This window comes from Streptomyces sp. NPDC088354, assembly GCF_044753585.1.
Classification (GTDB): Bacteria; Actinomycetota; Actinomycetes; order Streptomycetales; family Streptomycetaceae; genus Actinacidiphila.
In genome coordinates, this window is sequence record NZ_JBIVNJ010000042.1 from 1 (window position 1) to 24,450 (window position 24,450).

The window sequence follows — 24,450 nt, forward strand, 5'->3', positions numbered from 1 at the left end:
CGATCCGACAACCGCTCACCATCTGACGACTTCACCTGTCCGGGCCTTGGCACACCCACACAACGACATAGAAGCCCTCAAAGTCACCGGTATTGACACTAGACTACGGACTCAGTGAACAACTGTTATTCCAACTGTTCACTGAAGTGCCACCGCGCCACTGCGGCACGGCGCCGCTGTATCGCTCCGCCCGCCCGCGACAGGCGTCGCCACGGCATCGCAGTCATCGAGAAAGGCAGCGCCTCGTGACGTTCCTCGTCGCCCTGGTCGCCTTGGGGATCCTCCTGGGCACCGTCTCCTGCACCTCGTTCCCCGTCTTCCTCGCGGCCGCCGGCGCGATCACCGCCTGGCTGCTCGTCTTCTCGATCCGCGAGCGCCTCGCACACCACCGCCACCGCTGACTCCACGTCTCCCAGGGGGGATTCGACCCATGGACTCCTACGCACCCGTACGTGAGCGCGACGCACGTTCCAAGGACGGCTCGGACGGCGCCGACGGCATGGCCGTCGCCTCGTTCGTCCTCGGACTGGTCGGCCTGCTCGCCTTCAACATCGTGCTCGGCCCGTTCGCCCTCGTACTCGGGGGCGTTGCCCTGGTGCGCGGCACCAAGCGCCCCGTACGGGCCCTGCTCGGCCTCGTCCTCGGCGCGGCGGACCTGATGGTGCTGGTCGTGCTGCTCACCATGAACAAGGGCCTGCTCCTGCCCTTCGGCTCCTGACGCCCGTAAGAGGGGCCCAGGCCCGGTCGTCGCATTCCCTCCCCCAGCGGTAGCTGGGGGACCCACGGCCCGCCCTCCGGGCGGCTGGCGCCCGTGTGACGACAGGGCCTCGTCTTCTAGCCGCGGGTCCAGCCGGTGGACGGCCAGTAGCCGTACTCCGGGCGGCCCTTGACGCCGCTGGTGCGGAACGGCCGCCCGCCGTCGTCGATGCGGACGGTGCCGGTGCGCCCGCCGGAGGTCCAGTCGGCCTCCAGGTACCAGTCGCAGTCGCAGCCCTGCGTCCGGGCGCCGACCCGAAGCACCAGCGGATCCTGGTCGGAGACCTGGTACGGCAGGCGGACCGCCGGGACGGCCTTCTCGCCGTCGAAACCGTCCTGGGGACGGGCGAGAGGGCGCGGGGCGTCGAGGTCGACGCTGTACACGGCGGGTGTGAGGGCACCCCCGCAGCCGTTGTCCATGGCGTACGAGGACCAGCGCAGCGGGCCGCGCCGCTCCACCACCCGCACGTGCAGGGCCTGCACCACCACCGGCGCCGGCGTACGGCCGCGCAGGGTGGCCTCGACGACGGTGGTGCCGCCGTGCACGGCGTCGAGGGCGCTCGCCCAGGCGCGGGCGTCCTGTTCGACGGGCGGCGGGGGGACGTCGGAGGGCGGACGGTCGATCAGATAGCGGTGGTCGCAACCGTTCTCCCACACGTGCGACCGGACGCTCCAGTTCAGCGGCCTGGCCGGGGCCGCCGGGGCGGAGCCGGTCGGCGTTCGCGTGAGGGAGGGCGAGTGTGACGGCCCGCCTGAGGGCGGTAAGTGAGAAGGAGCCGCCGCGGTGCCCGACGCGGAGGGCGACAACGACGGGCTGCCGCCGCGTTCCCCCTCCGGAGCCGGAGAAGAGGCGTGGGCACCGCCCGTCCCGCCCGTCGCCGGAGGCGCGGTGCGGGCCGCCGCGGGACGGCCGTCGCCGGTGGCGTCGGTCATCGCCAGCGCGGCGCCCGTCAGCACGAGTGCTGCCGCGGACACCACGACCGCCGGACGGGACAACCGCCGGCGCCAGGAACCGTGTCGCGCCGTTCCCCCGGCGGAGGGCGGCGGAGCGTCCACCGCCGGCTCCGGGACGGCCTCCGCCGGCACTTCGGGCACTTCCGGCACTTCGGGGGCTCCGAGCGCCTCGCCCGCGGGCTCCGCGCCGCCGCCCCGGTTGCCGGCCCGCCGCGCCGCGTCCGCCCGCACCCACCGGCGGTGCAGCTCGACCAGTTCCTCCGGCCCCGCGCCGCACAGCCGGGCCAGGCGCTCCACGACCGCGTAGTCCGCCGGAACGGCGTCGCCGTGGCAGTAGCGGTGCAGGGTGGACGTGCTGACGTGCAGCCGGTTCGCCAGCTGCCCGTAGCTCAGTCCCGACCGTTCCTTGAGGGCGCGCAGACACTCCGCGAACTGCCCGCTGCCCGCCGCCGTACCGGCCATCCCCGTGCCCCCGCCGTCGTCCCGCGTTCCCGGCGCCCGTTCCAGGGCGCTCCCGTCTGCCCAGGCCAGGGTACGCGGAACCGTTCCGGCGTCCCGGATGACGCGGTATCCGTTGCCCGGTCGCGACCGTTCCGCGCAGGCTGGTGCACGTCAACCGCCGTCGCTCCGGCGCCGGCGGCACCCGACCGGAGACCACCATCACAGACAACGGGGACGCACCTTGTACCAGCGCACACTGACCCGCCGCGCCGTCGTGACGGCCGCAGTCGCCACCACCGCCCTGCTCGGCCTCGGGGCCGGGGCGGAGGCCGCCGCGCCCGCGCCCGCACCGAAGTTCCTGGCGGCCAAGGAACTGCCGCCGCACCCCTCTTCCCCCTGGTTCGCCAACCGGGTCACCCAGGGCCTGCCCGACTACCCGGTCTTCTGCCTGGAGCGCGTCCTGCCGTCCCGCGGCGCCGCGTACCGGGAGTTCGGCACCGAGTTCGACACCGGCGCCGTCCAGCTCACCTTCAAGGCGAAGAACACCCGGGCCGCCCGCGACCTGGCCACCCGGCTCCGCGCGTCCGTCCGCGGCTGCGCCACCCGGTTCGAGCGCCAGAACCCGACGGGCGAGGCCGACTGGAAGGACTACGGCTCGATCGGCGTCGAGAACGGCGCGCACGTCTACGGTGTGCACACCGCGCACCCCGACTCCGAGCACGGCGTCGCGCTGTACGGCATCGGGCGCGACGGCCGGACCGTGACCGTCGTGAAGTGGAGCCAGATCGGCACGCTCAAGCAGGCCCCGGTCACGGCCTTCAAGAAGACCACCAAGAGGGCCGTCGCCAAGCTCTACGGCTGACCCGGCCGGGGAGCGGCACGACGGCACACGGTACGCGGCGGCGGGGCCCCGGGGGGAGCCCCGCCGTCGGCGCGCCCACGGGGCCTCGCCCTGGTGCCCGTCGGCCCGGCAGCCGTCAGCGGCCATCCGCAGTAGCCGCGTCACCGATCCGGGCTGCGTCCGGCGCCCACCTGTGTCGGTTCCCGGGCCCACGGCCCCGGAGCTGCGACCATGCGTTCAACGGCCCTACCCGGCACGGGATCCCGATCTGCGCCGTGGCGGTCACGCACCGGTTCGGGCCGCCGCGTCGAATGGCAGGGGCTGATCACCATGAGGGTCGTCGTGCTCCTGGGCCTGGTGCTGACACTGGCCGGTGGCCTGGACTGGACCCGGCGCCGGTACCCGGTGGCCTTCTGGCTGCTGGTCGGCCTGCCGCTGACGTGGGGCCGGTTCCTGGCCACCTACGGCTCCACGATGACCGCCTGCGGGCTGGCGCTGCCCCCGTCCCGGCTGCGGGCGTTCGCGGTGTGGGTCACGGGCCGCCGGCAGGCCCAGCCGGTCCCGCCGAAGATCCGCGGGGTCAGCGGTTCCCTCATCGGCATGCGGGTACGGCTGCGGCTCCCACCGGGACTGGAACCGGCCGACGTGGCGGCCGCCTCCAGCCGGCTGCGGCACGCCTGGGGCGTGCACGCGCTCAGCGTGGTCCCCGTCAAGCCCGGCGTGGTGGAACTGCGGATGACCGGCTACGACGTGCTGCGCGAGGTGCGCATGCCGCGCCGTCTCCCGTCCGGCCCGATGGTGGTCCCGGTCGCGCTGCGCGAGGACGGGACGACCTTCGTACGCGACTACCGGCGGATCCCGCACACGCTGACCCTGGGCGCGAACCAGTCGGGCAAGACGATGTACCAGCGCAACCTGATCATGAACCTGGCCAGGCTCCCGGTGGCCCTGGTCGGCATCGACTGCAAGCGCGGGGTGGAACAGGCCCCGTACGCGTGCCGCCTGTCGGCCCTGGCCACCGACCGCGAGCAGGCGGCCAAGCTGCTGGACGCGCTGGTGGCGGAGATGGAGGACCGCTTCGACCTGCTCAAGAACCAGCAGGGCGCGGCGCTCGACGAGCCCGAGGAGGAGGTCGCGTCGGACATCTGGGGGCTTCCCGCGTACCTGCGGCCCTTCCCGGTCGTGGTGCTGGTCGACGACGTCGCCGAACTGTTCCCCAACGCCACGACGATCGACGAGGAGACCCGCGACCGCATGGTCGCGAACCTGATCCGGCTGGCCCAGAGGGCGCGTCCGGTCGGCATCTACCTGGAGATCTGCGGGCAGCGCTTCGGGCCCGAGCTCGGCAAGGGCGCCGGCCTGCTCCGCGCCCAGCTCACCGGCCGGGTGGTGCACCGGGTCAGCAGGCAGACCGCCGAGATCGGCCTGGCCGACTTCGCGCCCGAGGCCATGGCGGCCGCGACGTCGATCGCCCCGGACCGGGCCGGCGTGGCGGTGGCCGGCGACGCCTCCGGCGGCTGGTCCCACATCCGTACCCCGCTGGTGTCGATCGCCGAGACCGCCGCGGTCTGCCGTGCGCACGCGCACCTGGTCCCCGACATCCCGGCCCTGGACCCCTTCCGGCCCTACGCCCCGGACGCGCAGGACCCGCCCGATCTCCCGACCCTGCCCCGGCCCCGCCCGGGTCCGCAGTAGCGGCCGATGGTGTGGTGCCGGGCCGTCCCCTTTGCGGTCCTGGCAGGATGACGGCATGGAACGTGTGCTGGGAATCGGCGGATACTTCCTGCGGGCCACCGACCCGGAGGCGCTGAGCGCGTGGTACCGCGACTGCCTGGGCCTGGACACCGACGAGCACGGCCTGTGGAGCCAGGAAGCCGGGGGGACGGTGTTCGCGACCTTCGAGTCCGGGACCGACTACTTCGGGTCCCGCGCCCAGCAGACCATGCTCAACTTCCGGGTCCGCGACCTGGAGGCGATGCTCGCGCAGTTGCGCGCCAAGGGAGCGGACGTGGCCCAGGAGACCGAGGACATGGAGGGGGTCGGCCGGTTCGGCTGGGTCACCGACCCCGAGGGCAACCGGATCGAGCTCTGGGAGCCCGCCTGACCGCGCCCGGCCGCGCCGCGGGAAATGGATTTGGTCCTGGGGCCGGCACCCCGTAGGGTGGTGTTCATCGACGCGGGGTGGAGCAGCTCGGTAGCTCGCTGGGCTCATAACCCAGAGGTCGCAGGTTCAAATCCTGTCCCCGCTACGGAAACGGAAGGCCCGGTGCGCAAGCACCGGGCCTTCCGCCGTTCCCGATCTCCGTCTCTCGCGAGGAGCGCGCGGCGTCACCGCCTGCGCACGGGGTGGTACGGCGGTACGTCGGGCCCCGGCTGGTAGTGCGGGCCCTGCCGGATGTGGCGGACGACTACCACCAGGTCGGTCGCGGCGGCCAGCGCCAGCACGCCGAAGAAGATCGCCCAGCCCATCGGCCCGAGGACCGAGAAGATCACCGTGCCGGCGATCGCCCAGACCAGGCCGAAGGCGGCCAGCCCCAGTCTCAGCCGCAGCGCGCTGCGGGCCTGCAGGGGTTCGCTTCCGGTACGTCCCAGGTGCATGGAAACCACTCCTCACCGGAGACGTACCCCGCTACGCTCGTGTCATGACATGGCGACATTGATCGGCACGGAAGTCCCCGGAGTCCTTCCTCGCGCGCAGGCTGTACGCCTACGCGTTCCTCGAGGACCTCATCCCGCTCTACCCGGTGTACGCGGTGCTCTTCGCCGACTCCGGGCTGTCCGAGGCCGGGATCTCCTCGCTCTTCGCCCTCTGGTCGTTCACGGCGTTCGCGCTGGAAGTGCCGTCCGGGGTGTGGGCCGACCGCTTCTCGCGGCGTGCCCTGCTGTGCGTCGCGCCGCTGTTGACCGGAGCGGGCTTCGCCCTGTGGACCTTCCTGCCCGGCTACGCCTCCTTCGCGGCCGGATTCGTGCTGTGGGGCGCCGGTAGCGCACTGCGGTCAGGGGCACTGCAGGCACTGGTCCACGAGGGGCTGACCGGGGCCGGTGCGTCCGATGCGTACGCACGTCTCATCGGCCGCTCCCAGGCCCTGGGCACCACGGCCGCGCTGGCGGCGACCGCCGCGGCCGGACCGCTGCTGGGGGCGGGCGGCTACCGGGCGGTGGGGCTGGCCAGCATCGCCGTGACGGTGCTCACCGCGCTCGCCGCACTCCGTCTGCCCGAGCGGCGCCGGGGAGCCGCGGAGGACGAACCGGGCTACGGCGCCCTGCTGCGCGACGCGCTGACCGAGGCCCGGCACGAGCCGGGGGTGGCGCGGATGCTCGCGGTGGTCTCGCTGCTGGCGGGCGCGGCCGCGCTGGACGAGTACGTGCCGCTGCTGGCGCGGGCCACCGGCGTCAGCGCGCCCCTCGTACCGCTGCTTGTGCTCCTGGTCACCGCGGGTGCCACCGCCGGCGGCTGGCTCGCCGGACGCGGCATGCGCTGGGCCCCGGCGGCCCCGGCGGCGGCCGGGCTGTGCCTTGCCGCGGGCGCGGGAACGGCGAGCGGTCACCCGGCCGGTCTGCTGGCCGTCGCGGTGGCGTTCGGGGTCTTCGACTGGGCGGGCGCCGCCGCCGACGCCCGCCTGCAGGAACTGCTCGGGGACCGCACCCGGGCCACCGTGACCTCCTTGGCGGGGCTGGGTTCGGAGGCCGCCGCGCTGCTGCTGTTCGGCCTCTGGGCGCTCGGCTCCGGCTGGGCCGGTCCCGCGCCGCTGTTCGCCGTGGCGGGGCTGCCGTTCCTGGCCGGGGCCCTGCTGCTGTGGCGGTGCAACATTTCCCGGCGTCCACGGCGTCAGTGAGGTGAAGGCGCGCCGGAAGACGATCACGAGCAGAGGGCGGCAGATGCACGAGGAACGCACGGAGGACTACCTGGAGTTCGCCGCGACCAGAGCGGCGCACCTCTTCCGTTCGGCCTGCCTGCTCACCGGGGGCGACACGCATCTCGCCGAGGACCTCGTCCAGGAGACCCTCGGCAAGATGTACCTCACCTGGCGGCGCATCAGCCGCATCGGCAACCCGGCCGGTTACGCCCAGACCGTGCTCGTCCGTACCTTCCTCACCCATCAGCGGCGGCGCAGCAGCGGCGAGTCGCCCGTCGGGGAGCTCCCCGACATCCCGTCGGGGACCTCCTCGGACGGCGACACGACGCTGCTGCGGCTGACCCTCCTCGACGCCCTGGCCCGGCTTTCCCCCAAGGACCGCGCGGTGCTGGTGCTGCGCTACTGGGAGGACCGGAGCATTGAGGAGACCGCGGACGCCCTGCGGCTCACCCCCGGCACCGTGCGCACGCGGTCGTTCCGCGCGCTCGCCCGGCTCCGCGAGCTGCTCGGCGACAGCCTCGTGGACCTGGTGTCCCCCCGCTGACCCCCGCATGCTCCGGTTCACGGCTTCCCGCGCTTCCACGGACGGTGGTACTCCCATGCCTTTCGAAGACGACCTCGGCGCCGCGCTGCGCCGCACGGCTGACGCGCTCAGCACCGACACCGCCTCCCTCGCGGCCGCCGGACTCGCGCGCGGCCGGGCCCTCCGCCGCCGCCGGCGCGCCGCCGCCGTGACGGGTGCCTTCGTCGCCGTCACCGCGGCCTGCGTCGCCGCGGTGCTGGTCGTACCGGCCGGTACGGCCCGGCAGGCGGTCCCGGCCGTGACGGCGCCGGCGAAAGAACCGGCGAAAGTGCCGCCGGCCACCCCGGCCGGCCGCCCGCAGATCTCCGACCAGGAGATGCTCACCCTGTTCAAGGCCCTGCTGCCCAAGGGAAGCGTGACCGGCGGACGGGCAAGGGGCACGCAGACCATCGGCAGCGGGAACCCCGTTCCGTATGCGGAGTTCGTCTTCGACGACGGCAAGGGCGCCGCCACCGTGTCCGTCGACCTGAGCCGGGACCCGGACGACCAGCGGCAGGACAACCAGTGCCCGGATCCCGCCTTCATGAAGAAGGGCACCAAGTGCGCCCGCACGCAGCTGCCCGACGGGTCGGTGCTGACGGTCGTGCAGGGCTGGGAGTACCAGGACGCCCGCACGGGGCCCAAGAACTGGCGCGCCGTGCTGACCACGCCGGAGGGCGGCCGGATCGGCGCGAGCGAATGGAACGCGGCGGGTGAGAAGGGCGTACCGCAGACGCGGCCGGAGCCGCCCCTGACCCCTGCGCAGCTCGGCGCCATCGTGCGCTCCTCCAGCTGGGACAAGGTCTTCGAGGCCTTCCCCGAGAGCGACGCCGACACCGCGCCGGCCTCCTGACCGCTGCCGCACCGGACGTGGGCCGTATCGGCGGGGTGAACGTCGAGCACTGGTGCGCGAAGGGCGTGCGGGACGCCCTCCTCGCGGGAGCCGTGGTCCATTACGGCGGGACGAGAAGGATCGTTCGGCGGGCGAAGGCGGAGAGGGGCGGCGCCGGTACCGTGCAGTGGACCGCCGTGGTCGTCGGGGGCGTCGCGGTTTCGGGCGAGGCCCTGCCGTGCGGAGCGGACCGCCCTGAACTCCCGCACTGTTCCTCGGCGCGCCGACGCCGTCCGGCCTCGGTCCCGGTGCTGCTCCACCCCTGCTGCGTGAGCGGCCGCACCGGCTGCTGCCGCGTGTCCCGGACGACCCGGTCCCGTACCCGCCGGCGGTGCTGCGCACCGCGCCGCCTTCGAGGCCGCGCGTGCCACGGGCGGCCCCCCGTACCCCATCGGCTCCGTCCTCTTCGGCCGCGCCGACCGGCGGGCGCACTTCGGCCCGGCGTGGCCCGCCCCGGCGGAGGCGAGGCGGCGCTTCGCCACGGGGTCTTCCGACGGGGCGGCCGGGACCCCGTGACCTCGGGCGGCCGGATGTGCAACCACTAGGTTGCGGGCCGGGCGGATGTCGTGCAACCATGAGGTTGCACGTAAGGTTGTCGTCGATGGAGGTAAGGCCATGAGCACCGGGACCCAGGACCGGATCGAACGCGAGATCAGCATCGGAGCGCCCGTCGAGCGGGTGTGGGAGGTGCTGACCCGCCCCGAGCACATCGGCCGCTGGTTCGGCCGGGACGTGGGCGGCAGCGGCGAGCCCAGGTCCATGGAGCTGCGCCCGGGCGGCATCATGCGCCTGGACCACGGCGCGGGCGTGTACCCCACGCGGATCGTGAGCGTCGAGCCGCCGCGCTACTTCGCCTACCGCTGGGCCAGCGCCTTCCCGGGTGTGGAGGCGGCGGAGGGCAACTCCACCCTGGTCGAGTTCACCCTCACCCCCGAGGGCGAGGGGACGCTGCTGCGGGTGGTCGAGAGCGGCTTCGCGACCCTCGACATCCCCGAGGAGCGCGTCCCGCAGGCCGGGTACGAGAGCCACTCGGAGGGGTGGCCGCAGGTCCTGGCCGGATTCGCCGCCTACACGGAGAAGCTGCCCGTATGACAGACCGTCAGGCGGGTGGCGAGGAGGACGTCTTCGCCGCGCTGGCCGATCCGATGCGACGCCGCATCCTGGACGCCATCGCCGGACACGGTGACGCGACCGCCACCGTGCTCGCCGCCGAACTCCCCGTCACGCGCCAGGCGATCGTGAAGCACCTGGCCGTCCTGGACCAGGCGGGACTGGTCGCCGGACGGCGCGCGGGACGCGAAATGCGCTACGCCGTACGGCCGGAGCGGCTGATCGCGGCGGCGCGGTGGATGGACCGCGTCGCCGCGCAGTGGGACGCCCGGCTGGACGCGATCAAACGCCTCGCCGAGGAAACCGGCGCCGCGCCCCCGGTGCAGCCTGTGCGCCGTGAACCGGGAGAGACCGCCTGACATGTTCTCCGGCCGCATCGGCGACGGCCGGATCAACCGGCGCGTGGGCTCGCTGCTCGTCGTCGTGAACGTGGCTCTGCTCGCGCCGGGCGTGGGCTCCACCTTCTGGTTCTTCGGCCAGGACATCGGCATCGCCGGGCTGTCCGTGGCGGGTAGGCCACGGGGAGGAGGGTCCCGACCGTCCTGACGCGCGGGCTCGGGCGCACCTCGGCGTGAACTCGACGGGCCGACGACGGTGCCCGCGCAGTCGTCCCGGTCGAGCACGAACGGCGCCGACGCGCTGCCGCGGCCGAACGGGTGCCTGCCACCGAGCCGAGGCGGAGCGGCGGTTGCGCGAAAAACCGATGGCGTCCGCCGGAGCCACGCGGGCACGATGCCCGCATCATGAACAGCACCCCGACGACCACGACCCCGTACCGCCAGATCAGAGCCGCGCACACCACCGACACCGTGACGGTGTACCAGGCGTACCGTCCGGAGATCGGTGACCACGCCGCACGGCACGGCCGCTTCCCCGCGAGCTGGAGCCGGTCGCGCATGACGTGGATCAAGCCGTCGTTCCTGTGGATGATGTACCGCAGCGGATGGGGCGGCAAAGAGGGCCAGGAACGTGTGCTCGCCCTCGACATCAGCCGCGAGGGGTTCGAGTCCGCGCTGCGAGGGGCCTGCCTGTCCCACTACGACCGCAGGGCATACCCCGACCGCGAGGCCTGGGCCGAGCGTCTGCGGGCCACCTCGGTGCGCGTCCAATGGGATCCCGAACGCGACCTCGGCCTTCGCCCGCTGCCGTACCGGTCCCTCCAACTGGGCCTCACCGGGCGGGCGACCAAGGACTACGCCGACCACTGGCTCCGCGCCGTCCGCGACGTCACCGGCTTGGCGCACGCCGTCCGCGACCTGGTGCGCTCGGGCGACGCGGCCGGCGCGACCGCCCTGCTGCCGGACGAATCGCCGTACCCGCTCGCCGCGGCGACGGCCGCGGCGACGGCCGCGGTGATCGGCGCGACGACGGAACTCAGCGGGCGTCCAGCTCCGCGATGAGCCGCTTGGGCGCGATGACGCGGTAGCTCTCCTCCACCCACTCGCACAGCACGTCCGCGGCCGGGGTGCCCTCGGCGAGCGGGACGGAGACCCAGCCCGCCCTGCCGAGACCGTACCCGCTGGGTTCGGCGCCGGGCACGGTCAGCGCGTGCTCGTGGACTTCGGGGTGCTTGAGCTTCACGCCGATGCGGGGCGGGTGGCTGCCGTCGCCGACGCCCAGGAAGACGAACACCTTCTTGTCGGCCTTCACGACGCTCTCGCCCCAGGGGAACTCCTCCCCGGCCCCGGGCAGGGCCAGGGCGAACGCGCGGACCTTCTCCCGGACGTCGAACGGATCGCGGGGGACGGGCACGGGGGCCTCCTCGGGGGCGGTCGGGCGGCGTCAGCCCGATCGTAGGCGCAGGGACGGGGTGGGGCGCCGATAGGATCACCGGCAATGCCCGGACGTAGCGCAGAGGCAGGCGCCCCCTTCTCCAAAAAGGGATCACGCCGGTTCGAATCCGGCCGTCCGGGCAGTGCGGGTGCTCGGGTCCGTGGCGCACACGCGGGCGGGCCACCCGCGCACGGCGGGTACGCCGGTTCGAATCCGGCCGGACCCCCGATAGGATCACCGGCAATGCCCGGACGTAGCGCACCGTCCGGGCACTGCGGGTACTCGGGTCCGTAGCGCAGAGGCAGGCGCGCCGCCCTCTCAAGGCGGGTACGCCGGTTCGAATCCGGCCGGACCCACGTCACGGTGGTACGAGCGGGCAGGGGCAGTGGGGGAGACCGGCGGGGAGACGGGCGTCATCGGCGAGGCCGAACTCGCCGTATTCGACGCGGTGGTCGGCAAGCTGCGCGCGTTGCCGGTCGACGACCCGGTGCGGCTGCGCGCCGAGCAGGTCGCCGCGTCGTTCGCGCGGGACGGGCGGCTGCGCCGCCGCAAGACCCGGCGCGAGGAGCGCAGCGCGGCCGATGCCGAGGTCGTCGCGGCCACCGCGACCGGCGCCTTGGCGCGGCGTGAGGACGCTCCCCTGGACCCGGCCGAGGAGGGCGCTGCCGGCGACCCCGCGGGGGAGTTCTCCCGGCCGCGCCGCTGCTACGTGTGCAAGACGCACTACCGACAGGTCGACGCCTTCTACCACTTGCTCTGTCCGGACTGCGCGGCCGACAACACCGCCCACCGGGGTGCCCGCGCGGATCTGAGCGGCCGCCGGGCGCTGCTCACCGGCGGACGGGTCAAGATCGGCTTCCAGCTCGCCCTGATGATGCTGCGCGACGGCGCCGAACTCCTGGTCACCAGCCGCTTCCCCCGGGACACCGCCCGCAGGTTCCGTGCCGCGCCCGGCAGCGAGGACTGGCTGCACCGCCTGACCGTCGTCGCCGTCGACCTGCGCGACCCGCGCCAGGTCGTCGGTCTGTGCGAGCGGCTGCGGGAGACGGGCGAGCCGCTGGACATCCTCGTCAACAACGCGGCGCAGACGGTGCGCAGGCCGCCCGCGGCGTACGCCGCACTCACGGCGGGGGAGCGGCTGCCGCTGCCGGCCGGCCCGCGGCCCAGGGCGATGCTGACCGCGCCCGGATTCGGGGCGGCCCCCGCCCTGCCCGCCGCGAGCGGCCCGGTGGCGGAACTGGTCCTGGCCGAGACCGACGAGGCCGGGCTGCTGCCGGACGCGGCACCCCGGAACTCCTGGTCGGCGGAGCTCGGCGGGCTCGACCCGGCCGAGGTCCTGGAGACCCAGCTCGTCAACTCCCTGGCTCCCGCGCTGCTCTGCGACCGGCTGCTTCCCCTGCTGCTCGCCTCGCCGCGGCCGCGCCGCTACATCGTCAACGTCACGGCCGTCGAGGGCCGCTTCGCGGTGCGCAACAAGACGGCCGGCCACCCGCACACCAACATGGCGAAAGCCGCCCTCAACATGCTCACCCGCACGAGCGGGCCCGCCCTGGCCGGTCACGGCGTCCACATGTGCAGCGTCGACACCGGGTGGATCACCGACGAGAACCCGCACCCGAAGAAGCACCGGCTCGCCGGCGCCGGCTTCCGGACCCCGCTGGACATCGTGGACGGCGCGGCGCGCGTGTACGACCCGATCGTGCGCGGCGAGGCGGGGCACCCGGTGTCCGGTGTGTTCCTCAAGGACTACCGGGAAGCCGAGTGGTGACATGACGGACGAGCAGCGGCCCTTCGCGAGCGTCCCGGAGGTCGTGCCGCGCCCGCGCACCGACCTGGAACCGCTCCTGGAGTGGCTGCGCGGCGGCGAAGGCGTCGTACGGCGCACGGACTTCCCCGCCGGCACCGCCCTGCCCGACGGCCGCCTCGACCTGTGCAAGCAGGCGCTCGGCGCCGAGGGCGCCGCGGCCGTCGCAGAGGCGCTGCGGCAGGCCCCGGCCACCGGCACCGTACGCCATCTGCTGCTCGGCACCGACGGACTCGGCGACGCGGGCGCCGCCACCGTCGCCGAACGGACCGCGGGCACCGGTGTGGAGACGCTCTACCTCGGCTGCAACGGCATCACCGCCGGCGGCGCCTGCACGATCGCCGACAGTCTGCGGGCCTCGCCGCAGGCCGTCACGGGAGTGTGGCTCAAGCGCAATCCACTCGGACCGGGCGGCGGCGAGGCCGCCGCCGGACTGGTGGACGCGGCGCGCTCGCTGCGCACCCTGGACCTGGTGCAGACCGGGCTGGACGTGGCCGGACTGGCCGTCCTGGTGGACGCGTTGCTGATCGCGGCCCGTGAGGGGCGCGGCGTCGAGCGGCTCTTCGCCGGCGGCAACGCGCTGGGGGCGGCAGGGGCGGCCGTGCTCGCCGCGCTGGTCACCGAGGGCGCGGTCGGCGAGCTCTACGTCTCCGCCGCCCGCCTGGGCGACGAGGGCGGGCTGATCCTCGCCGAGGCGCTGCGCCGGGCCCCGTACGGCAGCCTCACCCGGCTCTCCGTGGCGAGCAACGGCATCGGCCCACGGGCCTGTGCGGCACTGGTCGCCGCCGCGGCCGCGGCCGGCGTCGAACTGCTCGACCTCGGCCGGGTGCGTGCCGCCGCCGTCCTCGGCGCCACGGACAACCGGGTCGACACCGATGCGGCCGAGGCCATGGCCGCTGCCCTGGCCGCCGCCCCGCACCGGCTGGGTCACCTGGTGCTGTCGCACACCGGTATGCGCAGCCGCGAGGCGCACCGCCTCCTCGACACGGCGCCCGGCGCGGCCGCGCCGACCCGCTTCGTGCTGGGCAAGGGCGTCGCGACCAGCGTCCGGCGGCGTCTCGACGCGCTCAGCGCGCACCTGCCGTACCCCACCGTCCCCGACGCCGTGGCCGCCGTCCGCAGCGTCCACCGCACGCCCCGCTGACCGGGCGCCGCCCCGTCAGCGCGGTATGCGCGCGAAGGTCTCGATCCAGAAGCGCTGCGCCTCCTCCGAAGCGCCGACGAGATACGTCGAGCGCAACTTCGGCGGCAGCAGGGCGACCAGCCGGGTCACCACCTTGCGGTACCGCCTGAGCTGCGACAACTCGGCGTTGGAGATGACCTGGTGGACGATGTCGCTGTCGTTGTTGCCCTCGTCGGACTCCTCGCGGGCACCGCGCAGCCGGGCCTCCCACCCCACGACGTCCGCCGCCAGCTCGCGCAGCCCGGTCACCGACCGCCGGGCCAGCCGGTCCATCAGGGCGGTGAGGGGCACCGGGGCGTACTCCCCGTCGCCGAGGTAGACGGTCGCCATCTCCAGCGGCAGGCCGCGCTGGTGGAGCTTGATCAGCCGCTCGATGGTGCGCTTGGTGATCCACGCGCGCCCGTCCTCGTCGATGTCGTGCTTCCACCACTCCAGCACGGTCTCCGCGACCGCGCCGTAGCGGGCGATCAGCCACTCGTTGGCCGGGATGTCGCCGGGCTCGACCGTCAGGGACGCGGTGAAACGGGTGGCCTGGGCGATGTTGTTCCGTGAGACCAGCAGCTTGCGGCCCAGGTGGTAGGGCGGGTTCTGCACGGCGATCTGGGCCCGCAGGTTCTCGATCGGGCGCCCCGCCAGCGACCACTCCTGCGTGATCTCCATGAGTTTGGCGAAGGCGGCCTTGTCCTTGGGCCGGTTGTACTCGTCCCAGACGACGGCCTTCGGCTCGGCACCGGTGAAGACCGCCGCCAGCAGGTTCTCCAGCGAGCCGTCGGGGCCGGGTACGGGGGCGCAGAGGTCCTCGACATTGGTGACCGGCAGCGAGAAGTACAGCGGGTCGCGGCCCAGCCCCTCGCGCAGCGTCGCCCGCACCAGCTCGGTCTTGCCGCAGCCGGGCGGACCCTGCAGCAGCACCGTCCACCGATTGCGAAGCGCCGCGCGCACCACGGAGCGCACCGGGTCCGGGACCGTCGCCGGGTTGGGCACGCCCAGCGCCGTGGCGATCCGGTCCAGGATCTCGGCCGTACGGTCAGGACCGGGTGCGCCGTCGCTCCGCGGCTCGGCCAGCCGCAGCCGCTCGCCGTTGAGCAGCGGCAGTCCCCACCGCAGGGGGAAGCCTTCGCGGGCGTTGGCCAGGATGTGGTCGAGGGTGCGGGGCGACAGCAGCTCGCGGACGGCCGGGCCGAGCGACGCCCACACCCCGAAGACCCCGGACAGGTCCCGGTCCCGGTACTTCGCGGCCAGTCTCAACCGCCAGGCCGTGTCGTTGGCGGTGACGCGGACGGTGACCATGCGGTCCAGCAGGGCCAGGTCGCCGCGCCGGCCCGCCGTCTCCGCCAGTGACTCGTTGTCGCTGAGGAACACCCCGATGCAGCCGAGCTCACGCAGGTCGTACTCGCCGAGGGTCCAGTTGCAGGCGATCTGCATCAGCTGCGACTGGATGGTCTCGCCCGCCTGCAGGGAGTCGTCGATGAGCAGCACGAACGGCCGCCCCGGCTTCAGCTGGCTCATCACCAGCTGACGCAGTACCAGGGCACCGGTCTCCGGGTCGCGGACGGGGGCGTTCGCCAGCAGGTCGTCCGGGGTGAGGTTGGCGGCGGGCACGAAGACCAGCTCGGTGTCCGGGTGGGCCTCGGCGATGTGCGAGAAGAACGTCGAGGTCTTTCCGATGCCGTGCTCACCGAAGACCTGCCCGGTCTGCCGCATGTCGATCATCGCGTCGATGAAGGACTCGAGCCGGGACCGGCCGGTCCAGCCCTCGGGCGGCTCCGGGTACGTGGCGCTGGCCCGCCAGGGCCGGGGGCCGGCCGTGGGGGTCGCCGCGGTGGTGGTCATCTCGCTCCTGTCGTGACGCGGTGGCAGGCCATGGGCGGGGTGTGGCTGTCCGGCCAGTCGTCACCGCCCTGGGTGATCAGCCATATCCACTTGTCGGGTTCGGCCGGCGTGATGTGCGGGGCCCAGCCGTCGGTCAGCACGATCACGGCGTCCGGGCGCTCCTCGAAGCGGCGGCCGCGGACCTCGGAACGCCCCTCCACGTAGTCGGCGACGACCTGGAAGCTCGTGCCCCCGCCGCCGTAGACCCGCTCGCCCGGGGCGAAGGGCATCACGACGCCGTCGAAGGACAGCCAGTGCGCCTCCACGCCGTCGATCCGGCCGACGAGTTCGGTCAGCCAGTCGACGACGGAGGACGGCATGGACCCCGAGGTGTCATAGGCCACGACGAGCACCTTGTCGCGCACCGGGCCGCGCCGCGACAGCATCGGGTCGTGGCCGAGCGCGGCCAGCAGGGCGCCGCGCTTCTTCGGGTACACCAGCCGCTCGCCCTCGCGCAGCTTCGAGGCGACCACGTCGACCAGCCACCGCTGCCACCAGTCCACCTGCCGGGTCCGCACGGTCTCGCCGCGCAGCGCGCCGGCCCCCAACTGCCCCCACATCCGCGAGGCGCGCTCGGAGGCGTCCTGGGTGCGGTCCATGAGGTCGAGCAGCTCCCGCTCGGCGCCGGCGTGGCCCCGGCGCGCCGCCAGCAGGGAGTTGAGCAGTGCCGAGGACACCAGCCGGTCCACCGTCTCCTGGTCCGCCGGCACCCCGCCACCGTCCACGTGCACGCACCGCACCGCGCTCGCCGGCACCGGCGGGCGCGTCATTCGCTTGAGCTCGGTGTAGACGCTCATGTCGGTCGCGGTGAAGTCCTCGTAGGACAGCGGCGCCAGCCCCTGCTCCCGCAGGTCGTTGGCGTAGTCGCGGTGGACCGTGCGCGGGTCGACACCGGTGGGCTCGCCGTCCAGCAGCGGCAGGGCGTCACGCTCCAGCCGGACCATCGCCACGTGGTTGATCGCCACCTCGGCGGCCAGCGTGAAGACCGGGTCCTCGCGCAGCTCGGGCTCGGTGAACAGATGCCGGTGCACCACGTGCCGCGACTCGTGGAAGAGGACGAACTTGACGCCCTCCAGGCCGAGACCGACGAAGAACTCCGGGTTGAACAGCAGCAGGATCGTGCCGTCCCCGGAAGCGACCACCGCCGCGGTGTCCACCGCCGTCGTCGGGATCTGGTGCCGGCACTTGGCGTACAACCAGGACGCGACGGCGGACTGCGTCAGACCGAAGTCCAGCAGTGCGGCCTCCTTCAGCCGCCGGGCCTCTGCCACGACGCCCGGATCCGCCGGACGCCAGCGCTCAAGCGCCCGCCGGTCGCCGAGCCCCACGGTGAGCCGTCGTCCCCCAGTGTCTGCCCCGTATCCCATGACGGCCCCCCGTACACGACCTCCGCATCCCCCTGATGCCCCGGTGGATCAGTGGTACCAGAGCCCACCGACAACGGGCCATCGACTTCCTCGCCGCCGTCGCCCGCGATCGCCCGCGCCGTCGTCACCAGCTCGGGCAGCGTCCCGGTGAACGTCGGCAGCAACTGCGTGAGGACCGCCCAGGCCTCGGTGTTGCCGCCCAACTCCGCGCGCACGAGCGGACCCAGCGCCGCGGCGGCCTCGGTGAGGCGGTCCGGGAACGCCCAGCGCCCCATCGCGAGCACGGACAGGGCCTGCCTGGCCGGCCGCGTCGTCGTCGCGTACACCGCCGGGCCGTCCACGACTCCCGCGGTCCTGAGCCGGTGCGTGAACTTGCGGTGCGTGCCGAACTGCGTCCGCACCTCAGGCGGGCAGTCCGGTCGGACGGACAGCGCCCAGCGGGCGTAGCCGGGGAGCGGCCGCTCGCGGTCGGCCCCGGCCACCACACCCCAGTCCTCGCGCCGCACCATCAGGGCGGCGGCACGTCCCTGCGCCATGGACGCCACCTCGCGCAGTGCCGCGGTCAGTTCCGCGGGACCGGCGGCCCGGGGTATCTCCGGCGGGGGGTACCGCGACAGACGCTTGGCGACCGGGACCCTCCGGCTGCGGCCCGGCCCGTGCGGGACGCCGTTCAGGATGTCGTGCCGTACGCGGTCGTCGATGGCGCAGTGGCCGTACACCAGCTCATTGATCCGCGGATCGTCCTGCTGCAGCATCCACCACACCACCGACGAGGGCAGGTCACGCAGGCCCAGGTCCCATGCCGGGCCGGGCGGCGGCTTCGTGACCGCCGCGGTGTTCTCCTGCGGCAGACCGGTCCTGCGGCGCACCCGGGCGGCCGGCCCGGGGTCCACCAGGGCCAGCAGGAAGCCCAGTCCGCTGGCCTGCTCCACCTCGTTCGCCATGCCGCGATCTTCCCACCGGCCACCGACAGCGGGCGAGTCAAAAACCGCCGCGCAGCGCCCCGTCGAGGACCGCCGACCATTGACGGACGATGCCCGCGCGCCGGGCGCTGTCGTCGCTGAGCAGATTGGCCAGCCCCAGCCCGCGCGCCATGTCCAAGGTGGCCTGGACGGTCTCGCGCACCCCGGGCGCGGACTCGTCGGCGCCCAGCATCTCCACCGCCAGGCGGTGTGCCTCGCGGCCGATGCGGGCCTCCAGGGCGGTGACGCGGGGCCGCAACTGCTCCTCGTTGGCCGCCGCGATCCACAGGTGCAGCGCGGCGCGGAAGATCGGGCCGGTGTACAGGTCGACGACCAGCTCGACGACACCGCGGGTGCGGGGCACGCCCGCGTCCGGCAGGCCGAGGGTCCGCTCGCGCAGCGCGACCAGCCACTGCTCCGAGACGAACTCGATCGCCCCGGTGAACAGGTCCTCCCGGGTGGGGAAGTGGTGCTGCGCCGCGCCGCGTGAGACCCCCGCGTGCTCGGCGACGACGGCGACCGTGCTGCCCGCCCAGCCGCGGTCGGCCAGGCAGGCGACGGCCGCCTCCAGCAGCCGCTGCCGGGTGGCCCGGCTGCGGTCCTGCTTGGGCTCGCGGGCGCTCACAACGCCCATGGCGCCGCCCGCCGTTCGAGGAAGGCCCGCATCCCCTCCGCGGCCTCCGGCGAGCCGAACAGCCGCGCCGACCGCTCGGTCAGCGCGTCCGCGTCCTGGTCGAAGGCCCGCAGCACCCCCGCCGTGGTCAGTGCCTTGGACTCGGCGAGCCCCTGGGGCGAACCGGCGCGCAGGCCCGCGAGGATGCCGTCCAGCGCCTCCTCGGGAGCGGTGACCAGGCCGGTGCGGACGGCCTCCGAGGCGTCGAAGACCTCCCCGGTGAGGTAGTAGCGGGCCGCGGCCCTCCGATCGAGCCGCGGCAGCACCGTCAGCGAGATCACGGCGGGGGCGAGGCCGAGCCGTGCCTCGGTGAAGGCGAAGCTCGCCCCGGGCCCCGCGACCGAGAGGTCGCAGGCCGCCAGCAGCCCGAGCCCGCCCGCGCGCACGTGACCGTTCACCTTGGCCACCACCGGCTTGGGCAGCTCCACGATCGACCGCAGCAGGGCGACCAGCCGGCCCGGGCCCTGCGGGGACGTCGCCTCCTTCAGGTCCGCCCCGGCGCAGAAGGTGCCGCCGGTGTGCGTCAGCAGCACCGCACGGGTCGCCGGGTCCTTTCCCGCCCGCGCGAGCGCGTCGGACAGCTCGTCCACCATGCGCGCGGACAGCGCGTTGCGGTTGGCGGGGGAGTCCAGGGTGAGCGTGGTGATCCCCCGCTCGGACGCGGAGCGCACCACGGGCGCGTTCTCGTCGGCCGTCAACTGCCGCCCCTTTCGCGGGCGCGGAGTTCACGCCGCAGGATCTTTCCGCTCGCGGCACGCGGTATCGCGTCGGTGAACTCCACCCGCCGCACCTTCTTGTACGGGGCGACCTGCGCCGCCACGTGCTCCATGACGTCGTCCTCGGTCAGGGGGCCGCCCCGCTGCGGGACGACGTACGCCTTGGGGATCTCGTTGCCGTCCTCGTCCAGGACGCCGATGACGGCCGCGTCGGCGACCCGCGGATCGGTGAGGAGCACCGCCTCCAGCTCGGCGGGCGGCACCTGGTAGCCCTTGTACTTGATCAGCTCCTTGACCCGGTCGACCACGTGCAGCCAGCCGCCCTCGTCGACCCGTCCGACGTCACCGGTGTGCAGCCAGCCGTCCTCGTCGACGATGGCGGCCGTCTCGTCGGGCCGTCCCAGGTAGCCCTTCATGACCTGCGGACCGCGGATGTGGATCTCCCCGGTGCCGTCCGCGCCGGCGCCGGTCTCGCCGTCCAGCGGCACGATGCGCATCTCGGTACTGGGGACGAGCTTGCCGACCGTCCCCGCGGGTGCGTCCCGCGCGTCCAGCGGCACCACATGGGTGCCCGGCGACAGTTCCGTCATCCCGTACGCCTGCAGGAGGGGCGGCAGGCCGAGCCGCTCCGAGCAGGCCCGCGCCAGATCCGCGTCCAGGGGAGCGGCCGAGCACATCACGTACTCGAGGGAGCTGAGGTCGTGTCCGGCCACGGCCGGGTGCTTGGCGAGCGCCAGCACAATGGGCGGGGCCACGTACAGGCCCTGCACCTTGTGCGTCTCGATGGCGGTGAGGAACTGCTCCAGGTCGAAGCGCGGCAGCACCACCACGGTGGCGCCCTTGCGCAGGGGGAGGTTCATGAGCGCGGTCAGGCCGTAGATGTGGAAGAACGGCAGCACGGCCAGGATGCGGTGCCCTGGCTCGGTGGACAGCATCGGGTCGAGCTGGGCGAGGTTGGTCGCGATGTTGCGGTGGGTCAGCATCACGCCCTTGGGGATGCCGGTGGTGCCCGAGGAGTACGGCAGCGCGGCCAGGTCCGCGGCCGGGTCGAGGGCGATCTGCGGCTCGGGCGCGGTGGAGGCGAGGAAGTCCAGGACCGAGCGGTGCCCGTCGGCGGTGTCGCAGACGAAGACCTCCCGGACCCCGCCCGCCTGTTCCGCCGCCTTGCGGGCGGTCTCCAGCAGCGGCGAGACGGTGACGATCCAGGAGGCGCCGCTGTCGCGCAGCTGCCGCGCGAACTCCTCCGCGGTGGCCAGCGGATGCACCGTGGTGACGGCCGCCCCGGCACGCGTGGCCCCGTAGAACACCGGGGGATAGGCCACGGTATTGGGGCTGTGCAGCGCCAGGACGTCTCCCTTGCGCAGCCCGGCCTCCGCCAGGGCGGCGGCGATACGCCGCGTGAAGGCGTCGAGCTGCGTGTAGGTGAGGGTCGTGCCGTCCACGCCGTCGATCAGCGCGGGCCGTTCGCCGAACTCGGCGGCCCGGCCGAGCACGGCCTCGTGGATCGGCAGGTCGACGGCGGGAACCGCGGGGTACTCGCTGTGGAACACGGCCGGCTGTGCCATGACCGCTCCCCCTCCTCGATCGGGACGTGCTCAGTAGGACTTGGGCAGGCCCAGCGTGTGGTGCGAGACGTAGTTGAGGATCATCTCCCGGCTGACCGGCGCGATGCGGCCCACGCGCGACGCCGTGAGCATCGAGGCCAGACCGTACTCGGTGGTGAGGCCGTTGCCCCCCAGCGTGTGCACGGCCTGGTCCACCGCCCTGGCGCCCGCCTCCGCCGCGGCGTACTTCGCCATGTTGGCGGCCTCGCCGGCGCCCGCGTCGTCGCCGCTGTCGTAGAGGAAGGCGGCCTTCTGCATCATCAGGCGGGCCAGTTCGAGTTCGATGTGCGCCTGCGCCAGAGGATGGGCGATGGCCTGATGCGCGCCGATGGGCGACTGCCACACCTGCCGCGTACGGGCGTAGCCGACCGCCTTCTCCAACGCGTGGCGGCCCATGCCGATCGAGAAGGCCGCGGTCATCACCCGCTCGGGGTTCAGCCCCGCGAACAGCTGCAGCAGGCCCGCGTCCTCGTCGCCCACCAGGGCCTCGGCCGGCAGTCGCACATCGTCCAGGAAGAGCTGGAACTGCTTCTCCGGTGCGGTCAGTTCCATCTCGATCTGCCGGAACTCGAAGCCCGGAGCCTCGCGCGGCACGATGAACAGGCAGGGCTTCAGCCGGCCCGTACGGGCGTCCTCGGTGCGGCCCACGACGAGCGTGGCGTCGGCGATGTCCACGCCGGACACGAAGACCTTGCGGCCGGTGAGCAGCCAGTCCGATCCGTCGCGGCGCGCGGTGGTGGTCAGCCGGTGCGAGTTGGAGCCCGCGTCCGGCTCCGTGATGCCGAAGGCCATGCGGACGGACCCGTCGGCCAGCCCCGGCAGCCACTGCCGCTTCTGCTCCTCGGTGCCGAAGCGCGCGACCACCGTGCCGCAGATCGCGGGGGAGACGATGAGCAGCAGCAGCGGGCAGCCCGCCGCCCCCAGTTCCTCCAGGACGATGGCCAGTTCGGCCAGTCCCCCGCCCCCGCCGCCGTACTCCTCGGGCAGGTTGACGCCCAGGTAGCCGAGGGCGCCCGCCTCCTGCCACAGCTCGTCGGTGTGCTTGCCCTCCCGGGCCGCCGCGGCGAAGTAGCCGCGCCCATAGCGGCGGCCGAGGTCGGAGACGGCCTTGCGCAGGGCGCGCCGTTCCTCGCTCTCCACAAGGGCGTTGTCAAAGGTGCCTGTCGGTCCGTTCCCAGCGGCGATCCCGCTCATGCCGAGCCCTCCTCCTGAACGACGGCGAGTACGGTCCCGACGTCGACCTGGCGGCCGACCTCGGCGTGCAGTGCGGTGAGCACGCCGTCCGCCGGGGCGGCGACACGGTGCTCCATCTTCATGGCCTCCAGCCACAGCAGCGGCCGGCCGGCCTCCACCTTGTCGCCGACGGCCACGTCCGCGATCCGGACCACGGTGCCCGGCATCGGCGCCAGCAGGGAGCCGGGCGCGATCCTGTCCACCGGATCGGGGAAGCGCGGCAGCGCGGTGAAACGGTGCGCGCCCAGCGGGCCGTCGACGTCGACCTCGTCCCCGTACACGGCGACCTCGAAGGTGCGGCGGATGCCGGAGACCTCCAGCACGACCTCACCCGCGGCCGCGGACAGCAGCCGCACGTCCGGGTGCCCCTCGGCGGTCAGACCGCCGCGTCCGGGCCGGTAGCGGACCTCGTACTCCGTCCCGTCGGGCTCGGCGCGGTATGTCTTGCGCTGCGGCGCCGAGGGCACGTTGCGCCAGCCGCCCAGGGCGTGCCGCCCGGAGGCGTCGGCCAGGGCGGCGGCCAGCGCGGCCAGCCGTACGGTGCCGGGGTCCCCGGGGGCGGCCGGCCCGAGCCGGCCGAGGAAGGCCGTGGACAGCCGCCCGGCCACGAAGTCCGGGTCGCGCAGCACGCGCACCAGCAGGTCGCGGTTGGTCACCAGACCGTGCACGCGGGCCCGTTCCAGGGCGCCCGCGAGCTGCCGCAGGGCCCGTTCGCGGGTCGGGGCGTGCACGATCACCTTGGCGAGCATCGCGTCGTAGTGCACGCCGACCCGGTCCCCGTCGGTGAAGCCCGCGTCCACGCGCAGACCGGGCATCGCGGGCAGCCGGAAACGGCGCAGGACGCCCGTCTGCGGCTGCCAGTCGCGCGCCGGGTCCTCCGCGTACAGGCGGGCCTCCACGGCGTGCCCGGAGGGCCGCGGGGGAGCGGCCGGCAGCCGGCCGCCCTCGGCGACGTCCAGTTGCAGGGCGACCAGGTCGATGCCGAAGACGGCCTCGGTCACCGGATGCTCCACCTGGAGGCGGGTGTTCATCTCCAGGAAGTACGGGCGGCCGTCCGCCGACACCAGGAACTCCACGGTCCCCGCGCCGGTGTAGCCGATGGCCCGGGCCGCCGCCTGCGCGGCCTCGTGCAGGGTGCGGCGCAGGTCGTCGCCGACACCGGGGGCCGGGGTCTCCTCGATCACCTTCTGGTGGCGGCGCTGCACCGAGCAGTCGCGCTCGCCCAGCGTCCACACCGTGCCGTGCCCGTCCGCCAGCACCTGGACCTCGATGTGGCGGCCGTCCTCGACGTACGGCTCCAGAAAGACCTCGTCGTCGCCGAAGGCGGACAGTGCCTCCGCCCGGGCGGCGGCCATCTCCTCCTCCAGGGCGGCCGCTTCGCGCACCACGCGCATGCCGCGTCCGCCGCCCCCGGCGGCCGCCTTGACCAGGACCGGCAGGTCGTCGGGACCGGCCTCCAGCACCGGGACACCGGCCGCGGCCATCAGGCGCTTGGCGCGGGTCTTCGAGCCCATCGCCTCGATGGCCTCCGGCGGCGGGCCGATCCAGGTGAGGCCCGCGGCGATCACGGCCCGTGCGAACTCGGCGTTCTCCGACAGGAATCCGTAGCCGGGGTGCACGGCGTCCGCGCCGGCCGCCAGGGCGGCCTTCACGATCAGGTCGCCGCGCAGATAGGTGTCGGCCGGGGCGTCGCCCGGCAGGCGCACCGCGGCGTCGGCCTCCCGGACGTGCGCCGCCCCCGAGTCCGCGTCCGAGTGCACGGCGACCGTGGCGATGCCCAGGTCGCGGCAGGTGCGGAAGACGCGGCGGGCGATCTCGCCGCGATTGGCCACCAGCACTGATGCGATCAC

Annotated in this window: 25 protein-coding genes and 4 tRNA genes; 18 read left to right on the forward strand and 11 right to left on the reverse strand. The window is 73.9% G+C overall.

Going from position 1 to position 24,450, the window contains the following annotated elements; all coding sequences use genetic code 11:
• Positions 1-245 precede the first annotated feature (245 nt).
• Together ACIP98_RS35685 and ACIP98_RS35690 are read left to right on the forward strand one after the other, a co-directional pair.
• Positions 246-401, forward strand: coding sequence for a hypothetical protein (locus ACIP98_RS35685; protein ID WP_401980233.1), 156 nt, complete (start codon positions 246-248; stop codon positions 399-401).
• A 29-nt stretch (positions 402-430) separates the two neighbouring features.
• Positions 431-718 (forward strand): DUF4190 domain-containing protein, encoded by a 288-nt coding sequence (locus tag ACIP98_RS35690; RefSeq protein WP_319657870.1) that lies wholly within the window; start codon positions 431-433, stop codon positions 716-718.
• A 116-nt stretch (positions 719-834) separates the two neighbouring features.
• On the opposite strand, the gene ACIP98_RS35695 is transcribed toward ACIP98_RS35690, so the two are convergent.
• Positions 835-2,172 (reverse strand): helix-turn-helix transcriptional regulator, encoded by a 1,338-nt coding sequence (locus ACIP98_RS35695; protein ID WP_319657871.1) that lies wholly within the window; start codon positions 2,170-2,172, stop codon positions 835-837.
• A 220-nt stretch (positions 2,173-2,392) separates the two neighbouring features.
• Here ACIP98_RS35695 and ACIP98_RS35700 point away from each other — a divergent pair, with 220 nt between their 5' ends.
• From ACIP98_RS35700 to ACIP98_RS35715, 4 genes are all read left to right on the forward strand, one after another.
• Entirely contained in the window at positions 2,393-3,013 is a 621-nt protein-coding gene (locus tag ACIP98_RS35700) for a hypothetical protein (RefSeq protein WP_319657872.1), read from the forward strand.
• A 309-nt stretch (positions 3,014-3,322) separates the two neighbouring features.
• Complete coding sequence (locus tag ACIP98_RS35705; protein WP_401980237.1) at positions 3,323-4,687, forward strand: FtsK/SpoIIIE domain-containing protein; 1,365 nt, start codon at positions 3,323-3,325, stop codon at positions 4,685-4,687.
• A 55-nt stretch (positions 4,688-4,742) separates the two neighbouring features.
• The gene (locus ACIP98_RS35710; RefSeq protein ID WP_401980240.1) at positions 4,743-5,096 is read left to right on the forward strand and encodes a VOC family protein; all 354 of its coding nucleotides are present in this window, start codon (positions 4,743-4,745) and stop codon (positions 5,094-5,096) included.
• 71 nt (positions 5,097-5,167) lie between these two features.
• Positions 5,168-5,241, forward strand: a tRNA-Met gene (locus ACIP98_RS35715).
• Positions 5,242-5,320: 79 nt separating this feature from the next.
• On the opposite strand, the gene ACIP98_RS35720 is transcribed toward ACIP98_RS35715, so the two are convergent.
• Positions 5,321-5,590 carry a DUF6343 family protein gene (locus ACIP98_RS35720; RefSeq protein WP_401980242.1) on the reverse strand — a complete coding sequence of 90 codons (270 nt, stop codon included), beginning with the start codon at positions 5,588-5,590 and terminating at the stop codon, positions 5,321-5,323.
• Between the two features lie 146 nt (positions 5,591-5,736).
• Here ACIP98_RS35720 and ACIP98_RS35725 point away from each other — a divergent pair, with 146 nt between their 5' ends.
• The 7 genes from ACIP98_RS35725 (at position 5,737) to ACIP98_RS35755 (ending at position 10,813) form a co-directional block, all read left to right on the forward strand.
• Positions 5,737-6,828: an MFS transporter gene (locus ACIP98_RS35725; protein ID WP_401980243.1), complete on the forward strand. Its 1,092-nt coding sequence runs from the start codon at positions 5,737-5,739 to the stop codon at positions 6,826-6,828.
• Between the two features lie 43 nt (positions 6,829-6,871).
• A complete protein-coding gene (locus ACIP98_RS35730) occupies positions 6,872-7,393 on the forward strand; it encodes a SigE family RNA polymerase sigma factor (RefSeq protein WP_401980245.1) in 522 nt (173 codons plus the stop codon).
• A 55-nt stretch (positions 7,394-7,448) separates the two neighbouring features.
• A complete protein-coding gene (locus ACIP98_RS35735; protein ID WP_401980248.1) occupies positions 7,449-8,264 on the forward strand; it encodes a hypothetical protein in 816 nt (271 codons plus the stop codon).
• A gap of 654 nt (positions 8,265-8,918) precedes the next feature.
• Positions 8,919-9,395, forward strand: a complete 477-nt coding sequence (locus ACIP98_RS35740) for an SRPBCC family protein (RefSeq protein ID WP_319657879.1) — start codon at positions 8,919-8,921, stop codon at positions 9,393-9,395.
• Positions 9,392-9,772 (forward strand): metalloregulator ArsR/SmtB family transcription factor, encoded by a 381-nt coding sequence (locus ACIP98_RS35745; RefSeq protein ID WP_319657880.1) that lies wholly within the window; start codon positions 9,392-9,394, stop codon positions 9,770-9,772. The genes ACIP98_RS35740 and ACIP98_RS35745 overlap by 4 nt, the downstream gene beginning before the upstream one ends.
• On the forward strand, positions 9,750-9,959 hold the full coding sequence (locus ACIP98_RS35750) for a hypothetical protein (RefSeq protein WP_401980251.1): 210 nt from the start codon (positions 9,750-9,752) through the stop codon (positions 9,957-9,959). The genes ACIP98_RS35745 and ACIP98_RS35750 overlap by 23 nt, the downstream gene beginning before the upstream one ends.
• A 197-nt stretch (positions 9,960-10,156) precedes the next feature.
• Complete coding sequence (locus ACIP98_RS35755) at positions 10,157-10,813, forward strand: DUF4291 domain-containing protein (RefSeq protein ID WP_401980253.1); 657 nt, start codon at positions 10,157-10,159, stop codon at positions 10,811-10,813.
• Here the strand turns inward: ACIP98_RS35755 and ACIP98_RS35760 are convergent.
• Positions 10,788-11,165: an MmcQ/YjbR family DNA-binding protein gene (locus ACIP98_RS35760; RefSeq protein ID WP_319657883.1), complete on the reverse strand. Its 378-nt coding sequence runs from the start codon at positions 11,163-11,165 to the stop codon at positions 10,788-10,790. The two genes, ACIP98_RS35755 and ACIP98_RS35760, sit on opposite strands and share 26 nt — an antisense overlap.
• Positions 11,166-11,253: 88 nt before the next feature.
• Between ACIP98_RS35760 and ACIP98_RS35765 the strand changes: the two genes are divergently transcribed.
• The 5 genes from ACIP98_RS35765 to ACIP98_RS35785 all read left to right on the forward strand — a co-directional run bounded on the left by ACIP98_RS35765 (position 11,254) and on the right by ACIP98_RS35785 (position 14,134).
• Positions 11,254-11,326, forward strand: a tRNA-Trp gene (locus ACIP98_RS35765).
• Positions 11,327-11,340: 14 nt separating this feature from the next.
• Positions 11,341-11,411: transfer RNA gene (locus ACIP98_RS35770), tRNA-Val, on the forward strand.
• Positions 11,412-11,470: 59 nt separating this feature from the next.
• Positions 11,471-11,542 (forward strand) — tRNA-Glu (locus tag ACIP98_RS35775).
• 29 nt (positions 11,543-11,571) lie between these two features.
• Positions 11,572-12,954, forward strand: a complete 1,383-nt coding sequence (locus ACIP98_RS35780) for an SDR family NAD(P)-dependent oxidoreductase (protein WP_401980256.1) — start codon at positions 11,572-11,574, stop codon at positions 12,952-12,954.
• A gap of 1 nt (position 12,955) precedes the next feature.
• Positions 12,956-14,134, forward strand: a complete 1,179-nt coding sequence (locus ACIP98_RS35785; RefSeq protein ID WP_401980258.1) for a ribonuclease inhibitor — start codon at positions 12,956-12,958, stop codon at positions 14,132-14,134.
• 15 nt (positions 14,135-14,149) lie between these two features.
• On the opposite strand, the gene ACIP98_RS35790 is transcribed toward ACIP98_RS35785, so the two are convergent.
• From ACIP98_RS35790 to ACIP98_RS35825, 8 genes are read right to left on the reverse strand one after another with little or no spacing between them, the layout of a single operon-like run.
• The gene (locus ACIP98_RS35790) at positions 14,150-16,006 is read right to left on the reverse strand and encodes an AAA family ATPase (RefSeq protein ID WP_401980260.1); all 1,857 of its coding nucleotides are present in this window, start codon (positions 16,004-16,006) and stop codon (positions 14,150-14,152) included.
• The gene (locus ACIP98_RS35795) at positions 16,003-17,412 is read right to left on the reverse strand and encodes a hypothetical protein (protein WP_401980261.1); all 1,410 of its coding nucleotides are present in this window, start codon (positions 17,410-17,412) and stop codon (positions 16,003-16,005) included. The genes ACIP98_RS35790 and ACIP98_RS35795 overlap by 4 nt, the downstream gene beginning before the upstream one ends.
• Positions 17,295-18,356 carry a hypothetical protein gene (locus ACIP98_RS35800; protein WP_401980263.1) on the reverse strand — a complete coding sequence of 354 codons (1,062 nt, stop codon included), beginning with the start codon at positions 18,354-18,356 and terminating at the stop codon, positions 17,295-17,297. The genes ACIP98_RS35795 and ACIP98_RS35800 overlap by 118 nt, the downstream gene beginning before the upstream one ends.
• Positions 18,357-18,393: 37 nt before the next feature.
• Positions 18,394-19,008, reverse strand: coding sequence for a TetR/AcrR family transcriptional regulator (locus tag ACIP98_RS35805; RefSeq protein WP_401980264.1), 615 nt, complete (start codon positions 19,006-19,008; stop codon positions 18,394-18,396).
• The gene (locus ACIP98_RS35810; RefSeq protein WP_401980265.1) at positions 18,996-19,745 is read right to left on the reverse strand and encodes an enoyl-CoA hydratase family protein; all 750 of its coding nucleotides are present in this window, start codon (positions 19,743-19,745) and stop codon (positions 18,996-18,998) included. Before ACIP98_RS35810 ends, ACIP98_RS35805 begins: the two co-directional genes overlap by 13 nt.
• Positions 19,742-21,328: a 4-coumarate--CoA ligase family protein gene (locus ACIP98_RS35815; protein ID WP_401980268.1), complete on the reverse strand. Its 1,587-nt coding sequence runs from the start codon at positions 21,326-21,328 to the stop codon at positions 19,742-19,744. The genes ACIP98_RS35810 and ACIP98_RS35815 overlap by 4 nt, the downstream gene beginning before the upstream one ends.
• A gap of 30 nt (positions 21,329-21,358) precedes the next feature.
• Positions 21,359-22,561, reverse strand: a complete 1,203-nt coding sequence (locus ACIP98_RS35820; RefSeq protein ID WP_401980269.1) for an acyl-CoA dehydrogenase family protein — start codon at positions 22,559-22,561, stop codon at positions 21,359-21,361.
• Positions 22,558-24,450: a biotin carboxylase N-terminal domain-containing protein gene (locus tag ACIP98_RS35825; protein ID WP_401980271.1), complete on the reverse strand. Its 1,893-nt coding sequence runs from the start codon at positions 24,448-24,450 to the stop codon at positions 22,558-22,560. The genes ACIP98_RS35820 and ACIP98_RS35825 overlap by 4 nt, the downstream gene beginning before the upstream one ends.

Bases quoted from the DNA above. Each gene is read 5' to 3' on its own strand.
- ACIP98_RS35690 (WP_319657870.1), top strand. From the start codon at position 431: ATGGACTCCTACGCACCCGTACGTGAGCGCGACGCACGTTCCAAGGAC.
- ACIP98_RS35695 (WP_319657871.1), bottom strand. From the start codon at position 2,172: ATGGCCGGTACGGCGGCGGGCAGCGGGCAGTTCGCGGAGTGTCTGCGC.
- ACIP98_RS35705 (WP_401980237.1), top strand. From the start codon at position 3,323: ATGAGGGTCGTCGTGCTCCTGGGCCTGGTGCTGACACTGGCCGGTGGC.
- ACIP98_RS35710 (WP_401980240.1), top strand. From the start codon at position 4,743: ATGGAACGTGTGCTGGGAATCGGCGGATACTTCCTGCGGGCCACCGAC.
- ACIP98_RS35720 (WP_401980242.1), bottom strand. From the start codon at position 5,590: ATGCACCTGGGACGTACCGGAAGCGAACCCCTGCAGGCCCGCAGCGCG.
- ACIP98_RS35730 (WP_401980245.1), top strand. From the start codon at position 6,872: ATGCACGAGGAACGCACGGAGGACTACCTGGAGTTCGCCGCGACCAGA.
- ACIP98_RS35735 (WP_401980248.1), top strand. From the start codon at position 7,449: ATGCCTTTCGAAGACGACCTCGGCGCCGCGCTGCGCCGCACGGCTGAC.
- ACIP98_RS35740 (WP_319657879.1), top strand. From the start codon at position 8,919: ATGAGCACCGGGACCCAGGACCGGATCGAACGCGAGATCAGCATCGGA.
- ACIP98_RS35745 (WP_319657880.1), top strand. From the start codon at position 9,392: ATGACAGACCGTCAGGCGGGTGGCGAGGAGGACGTCTTCGCCGCGCTG.
- ACIP98_RS35755 (WP_401980253.1), top strand. From the start codon at position 10,157: ATGAACAGCACCCCGACGACCACGACCCCGTACCGCCAGATCAGAGCC.
- ACIP98_RS35785 (WP_401980258.1), top strand. From the start codon at position 12,956: ATGACGGACGAGCAGCGGCCCTTCGCGAGCGTCCCGGAGGTCGTGCCG.
- ACIP98_RS35790 (WP_401980260.1), bottom strand. From the start codon at position 16,006: ATGACCACCACCGCGGCGACCCCCACGGCCGGCCCCCGGCCCTGGCGG.
- ACIP98_RS35795 (WP_401980261.1), bottom strand. From the start codon at position 17,412: ATGGGATACGGGGCAGACACTGGGGGACGACGGCTCACCGTGGGGCTC.
- ACIP98_RS35800 (WP_401980263.1), bottom strand. From the start codon at position 18,356: ATGGCGAACGAGGTGGAGCAGGCCAGCGGACTGGGCTTCCTGCTGGCC.
- ACIP98_RS35805 (WP_401980264.1), bottom strand. From the start codon at position 19,008: ATGGGCGTTGTGAGCGCCCGCGAGCCCAAGCAGGACCGCAGCCGGGCC.
- ACIP98_RS35815 (WP_401980268.1), bottom strand. From the start codon at position 21,328: ATGGCACAGCCGGCCGTGTTCCACAGCGAGTACCCCGCGGTTCCCGCC.
- ACIP98_RS35820 (WP_401980269.1), bottom strand. From the start codon at position 22,561: ATGAGCGGGATCGCCGCTGGGAACGGACCGACAGGCACCTTTGACAAC.